Genomic DNA, 6,926 nt, shown 5'->3' with positions numbered 1-6,926 from the left:
GCCCCGGCCCGGCAGCGAGGGGCTGCCGGGCCGGGGCCCCGCGTCAGTTCACGTACGCGTCCTTCGCCTTGTCACCGACGTAGGACCCGACCAGAGCACAGCCACCGGCCACGATCGCGCCCCCCACTCCGGCGGTCGCCGCCCCGGCGAGGCCGGCGCCGAACATGCATGCGGTTTCTGTTCCGAGGCTCGCGAGGGTTCCCACGAGGTCGCCCTCCAGCGCCTTTCCGTCCCCGTTCCAGGCATCGGTCCCCAGCTCGAGAAGGTCTTTGGCGAGCAGGAGGTTCGAGACCGCGTTGAGCCCGTCCGGGTCGATGCGGTTGACGGGGTCGCCTTCGGCGTAGAGATAGGGGTTCTTCTCCTGGCCGGAGGGGTCGGTGCTGGTGAAGCGGCCGATGTTGGGGTCGTAGTAGCGGGCGGCGAAGTGGTACAGGCCGGTGGGGTCCTGGTAGCCGCCGGCGAACCGGTGGGGCTGCGGGACCTGTTCGGACGTGGCGGCTCGCTGGACGCCGCGGGGACTGTACGCGTAGGTGTTGACCTTCGTACCGGCCTCGTCGGCGAGCGCGACCACCGAACCGAGCGCGTCGGTGAGGTAGTAGTAGCTCTTACCTCCGGTCGTCATGGAGTTCAGCGTGCCCCCGGGCTCCCGGTTGAATCCCATGTCGACGCCGCCGGTGCTCTTCGCGGACAGGCCGAGCGGTCCGTTGTGGAAGTACGTGTCGCCGAGCCGGACGCGTTCGCTCTGGTCGGTCGAGCCGTACTGGCCGGCATAGGTCTTGCCGCCCACGGTGATCGACGTCATCTGCGAGTGGTCGGACCAGGTCTCGCCGGTGCGTGTGCCCTCGGGGGTGGAGGCGCCGGCGGTCTCGTTGCCGACCTTGTCGTAGGACCAGTTCGTGGTGACGCCGTTCTTCGCGGTGATCTGCTGGGCGTCGTTGACGGTGTAGGTGGTGCCGCGGGGGCAGCCGGGGTCGACACCCTGGGAGGTGAGGTTGCCCGCCAGGTCGTAGCAGTACTGCCAGGAAGAGGTGAGGGTGGTGCCCTTCTCCTCCTTGGCGTAGGAGAAGCGGCCGGCGCCGTCGTAGGTGTAGGTCGTCTTCGTGCCGGCGACCGCGTCGGTGCTGGTACGGATCTTCATGCCGTCCGTGCCCGCGTTGGAGTACGAGTAGGCGAGGTCGACCAAGGTGCCCTTCGGGGAGGTGGCCTTGATCTGCTGCGGGCGGCTGGACTTGTCGAGGGTGACGGCCTGGACCGTGCCGCCGGGGTAGGTCGTCCTGGTGCGGACGTCGTTGTTGTTGTACTCGTACGTGGTGACCTTGCCGGTGGGGTCCTTCAGCTGCTTGAGGCGGTTGACCTCGTTCCAGGTGTAGTCCGTGATGCCGGCCGGGTCCTCGTAGGTGTCGACGTTGCCGGCCGGGGTGTAGGTGAGGCGGGTCTGCGAGCCGTTCTGCAGGGTACGGACGGTTTCCCGGGAGAGCGGGTCGAAGGCGTACGCGGTCACGCCGGTGCCGTCCGAGCGCTGGGTGAGGTTGCCGTCGCCGTCGTAGGAGTAGGTGACGGTCGCGTAGCCGGACGTGTCGACCTTGATGATCCGGTCACGGTGGTCGTAGGTGTAGAGGGTGGTGACGCCGCGGCCGTCCCTGACCGAGGTGGGCCGGCCCAGCTCGTCGTACAGGTAGGTGGTGATGCCGAGGGGGGCGGGCGGGGTGACCCTGGCCAGGTTGCCCTTGGCGTCGTAGGTGAAGGAGGTGGAGACCGACTTGGTCGACGACATCTTCGTCGTGACCTTGCAGCGCTGGCCTTCGAATCCGCCGCAGGTGGGTGTGGCCGGGTTGTGGTCGAACGTCTGGCTGCCCCCACCGGTGCCGGTCACCGCGACCGACGTGGTGTTGCCGGCGGCGTCATAGGTGTAATCCGTCTTCTCGCCGTCGGCGGTGGTCGTCGAGCCGGGCAGATCTGCTCCCGAGAGCGTCTGATAGCCCGACACGGAAGCGGTGGCGCCGGTGGGCAGTTTGGCGGAGGTGGGGTTGTTGCGCCCGTCCCAGCCGTACGTGGTGACGTTCCCACCGGCGCCACCGACGCCCATCGCGTCGGTCGTGGTCTGCACGTTGTTGTTGGCGTCGAAGCTCCGGGACCGCGAGTGGCCGAGTGCGTCGGTGACCTTGGTGACCTTGCCGGTGCCGTCGTGCTCGTACTTCGTGGCGTGCTGCTCCGGATCGGTCACCGTCGTCGTGCCCGCGTCCGACGGCGCGGCACCGGTGTAGGTGTACGTGTAGGTGGGGCCGGTGTGTCCAAAGGCGCCGGTCTGGGTGGCCCGCAGCATCGACGTGACCCGGTTCTGGGCGTCGTACGAGAACGTCGTCACGCGGCCCTCGGGAGTGGTGATCTTGGCGATGCGGCCACTGCCGTCGAAGGCGTAGAGGGTCGTCTTGCCCTCCGTGTCGGTGGTACGCGACAGGTTGCCGCCGCCGTCGAGGTCGTAGACGGCGGTGCGGCCCGTGTGGTCCTTGGCCTGCCACTGGTTGGGGTAGGTCTTGAGCAGGTCGATCCACCGCCCGGAGCGGGTCTCCGTGAGCTTGAAGCCCTTGTGCTCGGTGCCGCCGTCGTGCTGCTCGACGGTGATCTGGCCCTTGTTGCGGTCGGTGACCTTCGTGAGCGTCCCGTTCGCGTCGTAGGTGTCCTTGACGCCCGACTTGCGGTTGGTCAGCGTGTACGTGCCGTCCGCGTTCTTCTTCAGGTCCTTCGAGTAACCCTTCGGGGTCGTGAACGTCCCGTCCGCGTTCACGGTGAAGTTCACCGTGTCACCCGTCGCGTCGTAGACGACGACCGAGTTCGTGAAGACGTGCAGGTAGCGCTCGTACTCCTGCCACCACCGCTGGGACACCTTGCCGTAGGGCGCGTCGAGCGAGTTGTACGTGCGTGCCAGGCGCAGTTTCTGCCCCACGCCGGCGACCTCGAAGTCGGTCGCCGCGAGCATCAGATTGCCGTTGGAGAGGTTGATCCGCGCCACCAGCGAGTCGGTGATGCGGAAGTCGGAGATCTGGTGCCACGGCACCGAGCCCTGACCTTGGGGCACCCAGACCAGCGTCCCGGCCGTCGAGCTCGGGGCGGAGGCCCGTGCCCCGTCCGGCGCGGAGGTGAGGCGTTCCTTCTGCGCCGCCCGCCAGGCCGCCTCCTCCTTCGAGGGCGCCGCCTCCGCGATGCCGGGGAGCGGTGTGGTCGATCCCACCTTCACGGGCGGTATCGCCAGGGGGGCCGCCTTCCTGCCCCAGACCGACTCCTTGCCGGGGTCCGCCCCCGGCGCAGGGGCCGCGAGGGCGGGGAGCGCCGCCGCGCCGAGGGCCAGGGCGGCGACAGCCGCGATCAGAGAGTGTCTTGCGGTCGTACGGGCACGCCGAGACGGCGTGCCGGAAGCACGCGAAGCCATGCACTTCCCCCCACGAGAAGAGATGTCACAGCAGCCCCAGTGGCCACCGGAGGCGCACAGGCTGCCACAGCTCCGCGCCGACCGGCCGGTGCGTGCCCGCCATCCGCTCGCACACACGGGCGAAATCAAGTCGAAGTAAGACCGCTTCTTTTCGATGAGAAATCATGCCGCACGGCAATACTTGCCTTGTCGCGGAACCGATGCAATCAGAAAGGCACTTACCGTGTGCAACCGGCCTCGGCGGGCAGACGCACGCCATACGGACACAGGAGGCCGAGCAGGGGGTTCCACCTATGACAACGGATGAAACGACTGCCGTTCGGGAGGAGACCCCGGAGCAGGCGCGTGACGTGACGGCGGCCACGGCCCGTGACGAGGTACGCAGATTCCTCGACGAGCGGTTCTGCCGCGAGCAGCCGGCGACGAGCGAGGACGTCGTCCTCGCCGACGCACTACTGGTGACCTCGGAATTGGTCACCAACGCCATCCGGCACGGTGGCGGCGTATACGCCTTCAAACTGTCCGTCGCCGACGAGGGCCTCTGGATCACGGTCACGGACCGCAATCGGGCCTGGCCCACCGCTACCGCCGCCGGCGCGGGGGCCGCCGCTCCCGGAGGATTCGGCTTGCCACTCATCCGGCGTCTCAGCAAAGAGGTCACCATCACGCCCGCGCCCGGCGGGAAGTCCATCCACGCCCTGGTGCCGCTGAGATGAGCCCCCTGGGCTCGACAGGTCACCCGTACACGGATCCGAAGCGATGTCCGGATCCTTGTCGGTTCTTCCAGTACGACGGTCCGTCGGAATCCGTAGAGACTGCCGACGAGAGGCCGCGGATTCCCTTGGGGACGGAGGCCTGCGGTCAAGGACATGACCGAGCACAGGGGAGGACGGCACGATGAGTGTGCAGCAGTACGACGAGATCGGTGAGGCGTACGAGGGCTTCAAGGCCCTGCCGCTGGAGCAGTACGCGGTGGTGCCCAGCGTCCTGGCCCTGGTCGGTGACGTGCGGGGCAAGTCGGTCCTCGACCTGGCCTCCGGCACCGGCTTCTACAACAGGGAGTTCAAGCGGCGCGGTGCCACGGACGTGCTCGGCGTCGACGTCTCCGGGTGATGGTCGCCGTGGCACAGCAGTTGGAGGAGCGCGATCCGCTGGGTCCGCGCTACGAGGTGGGTGACGTGGGCGACCTGCGGCCGCTCGAGCGGCGGTTCGACATCGGCTTGGCGGTCCAGCTGCTCAGCTACGCCGCGGACATCGCCACCACGGAGCGGATGTGCCGCAACGCGCACCGCGGCCTCAAGCCCGGCGGCGAGTTCTTCGTGCTCAACCAGTCGCCCGACTTCCGCTTCGACGGGCCCTCCCCGGACAAGTACGGCTTCCGCAGCGAGCTCACCGGCGGGGAGGCGGAGACCGGTCCGCGAGTCCGGATCACGGCGCTGCTCGACCCGCCGGTCTCGTTCGTCGCCAACCGCCCGCGCCGCGAGGTCTACGAGAAGTGCCTGCGGGCCGCCGGATTCAGCGAGCCGACGTGGGTACCGCTGACCGTGTCGGAGGCCGGCGTGCGCGAGTTCGGTACGGACTTCTGGGCCGACTTCCACGCCAATCCCCCGCTGGAGATGCTGCGCTGCCGGGCCTGACGACCGGCGAGCGACCGGACATCCCGGCGGCCCCGGCCTTCCGGCTTTTCGCGACCGGAGGCCGGGGCCGCCAAGGCCATCACGACGAAACATCCGCCTGTCACACCTCGGGTGGGGGGTGTGCCCCCGGGGTTCTCAGGGCCAGGATGGCGATGTCGTCGTCGTTGGCCCGCTCCGGTCGGGCGCGTTCCAGCAGGGAGTCGGTGAAAGCGGCCAATGGGCGGTGTGCCAGCGAGGCGGCGTGTCTGCGGAGCCGGTCGAGACCGTCGTCGATCGAGCGGTCACGGCTCTCCACGAGCCCGTCGGTGTAGAGGACCAGCGTCGACTGCGGAGGCAGGGTGATGTGCGCGTCAGTCCTGTTGGACGACAGGCCGGTGCTCAGCAGCAGTCCATGCCCTTCCGTGAGGTAGCGGGCCCGCCCGTCGTGCGTGACCAGGAGCGGCGGCGGGTGGCCGGCGCTCGTCCAGGTCAACTGCCAGGCTCCGTCGACGGCCTGCTCGAGGGTGCCGAAGACCAAGGTCGCCATCGATACCCCCGCGATGGGCATGACCGACTCGTCCAGCCGGTTCACGATCGCGCTGGGCGGCTCGTGGTGCGTCCACGCGTACGCGCGGAGGATGCTGCGGACCTGGGCCATGCCGGCCGCGGCGTCCAGGTCGTGCCCGACGACATCACCGATCGCCAGCGCCGTGGTGCCGTCGGCGAGGGTGAACACGTCGTACCAGTCGCCACCGACCTGCGAGGCGTCGGGTGAAGGGACGTAGCGCGCGGTCATCTGCAGTCCCGGGACCGAAGGCAACTGCGGCAGGAGGTGGCGCTGCATCGTCTCGGCGACCTTGCGCTGCCGCTGGTACAGACGGGCGTTGTCGAGAGCCAGTCCGGTACGGCGGGTGATGTCCTCCACCAGGGACAGGTCTGCCGGGGTCATCGCGTCGGGGCGCTTGGACCGCCCCAGGGTCAGGGCTCCCAGCACGTCTCGTACACCCCGTATCGGTGCGATCGCCGCCGAATGCATGCCCGTCACCTCGAACAACCGGCGCTGTTCCATCGCGATGCCGGAGTCAGGGGGACCTTGATACGTCGCCGGTGTCACCAGCGTCGAAGCCGCTCCCCGCAGGGCACGGGACAGCGGCATCGGCGACTCCTCCGGCACCGGTGGCATCGGCCCCTCCAGGTCCTCCCGGGAGATCAGCTCGCCGTCCTCATAGTGGACGACGATGACCCGCTCCACCTCGCCGACCTCGGTGATCAGGTCGACCACCACCCAGTCCGCGAGTCTGGGCACGACCAGTCGCACAAGGCGACGCAGCGCCTCGTCGCTGTCGAGGGTCGAGGTCAGCTGCGTGGTCGTCTGGGCCAGCAGCGCCAGGCGCTCGAGCTCCGAGAGCGTCGGGCCGGCGCCTGCGTCCTCCTCGGTCGCGAACGACTCGGTGTGCTGGTCGTGGAAGATCATCAGCGTATCGGCGCCGGAGTCCCACGTTGCGGCGCAGGGGACGATCAACCAGGACAACTCGGTCAGACTTCCGTCGCCCTGCTCGAACCAGCCGCGGCCGGCCTGCGTGCTCCGGGCCAGAACCGCTTCCTCCACCCGGCACTGGGCCCTGGCCAGTGGCTGGCCGTGCGCGTCGCGGTGCAACAGGTCGTGGGCGTCCTTGCCGACCACACCGGCGGCGCTCAGCCCCAACAGCTGCTCCGCGTATACGTTCACCGCGCTGATCATCCCGCAGTCGTCCACGATGCAGGCCGCCGCCCCCAGGCGGCTCGGCAACTCCAAAGACGAGGCCTCACCGCATCCGGGTTCGCTCTCGACTACCTCGTCCTTCATGATCGCCCGCGCCTCCTTGGCTGAGCCTTGGCGTTGT

The 6,926-nt window shown here is 68.9% G+C and carries 5 protein-coding genes; 3 read left to right on the top strand and 2 right to left on the bottom strand.

The genetic code is table 11. The annotated features are described in order from the left end of the window. Positions 1–43: 43 nt before the first annotated feature. Positions 44–3,427, bottom strand: coding sequence for an RHS repeat-associated core domain-containing protein (locus tag IE136_RS11240; RefSeq protein WP_189600245.1), 3,384 nt, complete (start codon positions 3,425–3,427; stop codon positions 44–46). 293 nt (positions 3,428–3,720) lie between these two features. On the opposite strand from IE136_RS11240, the gene IE136_RS11235 reads away from it, so the two are divergent. The 3 genes from IE136_RS11235 to IE136_RS11230 all read left to right on the top strand — a co-directional run bounded on the left by IE136_RS11235 (position 3,721) and on the right by IE136_RS11230 (position 5,064). Then, positions 3,721–4,143, top strand: coding sequence for an ATP-binding protein (locus tag IE136_RS11235; protein WP_189600244.1), 423 nt, complete (start codon positions 3,721–3,723; stop codon positions 4,141–4,143). Between the two features lie 181 nt (positions 4,144–4,324). Further along, on the top strand, positions 4,325–4,540 hold the full coding sequence (locus IE136_RS36585; RefSeq protein ID WP_308432408.1) for a class I SAM-dependent methyltransferase: 216 nt from the start codon (positions 4,325–4,327) through the stop codon (positions 4,538–4,540). A gap of 8 nt (positions 4,541–4,548) precedes the next feature. Further along, positions 4,549–5,064, top strand: coding sequence for a methyltransferase domain-containing protein (locus tag IE136_RS11230; RefSeq protein WP_308432407.1), 516 nt, complete (start codon positions 4,549–4,551; stop codon positions 5,062–5,064). 100 nt (positions 5,065–5,164) lie between these two features. On the opposite strand, the gene IE136_RS11225 is transcribed toward IE136_RS11230, so the two are convergent. Then, positions 5,165–6,889 (bottom strand): SpoIIE family protein phosphatase, encoded by a 1,725-nt coding sequence (locus tag IE136_RS11225; RefSeq protein WP_158984683.1) that lies wholly within the window; start codon positions 6,887–6,889, stop codon positions 5,165–5,167. Between the last annotated feature and the right edge of the window lie 37 nt (positions 6,890–6,926).

Source organism: Streptomyces lateritius, from assembly GCF_014649715.1.
Taxonomy (GTDB): domain Bacteria; phylum Actinomycetota; class Actinomycetes; order Streptomycetales; family Streptomycetaceae; genus Streptomyces; species Streptomyces lateritius.
Note: the sequence above shows the minus strand (reverse complement) of the source record. Positions and strands in the feature narration are given on the sequence as shown.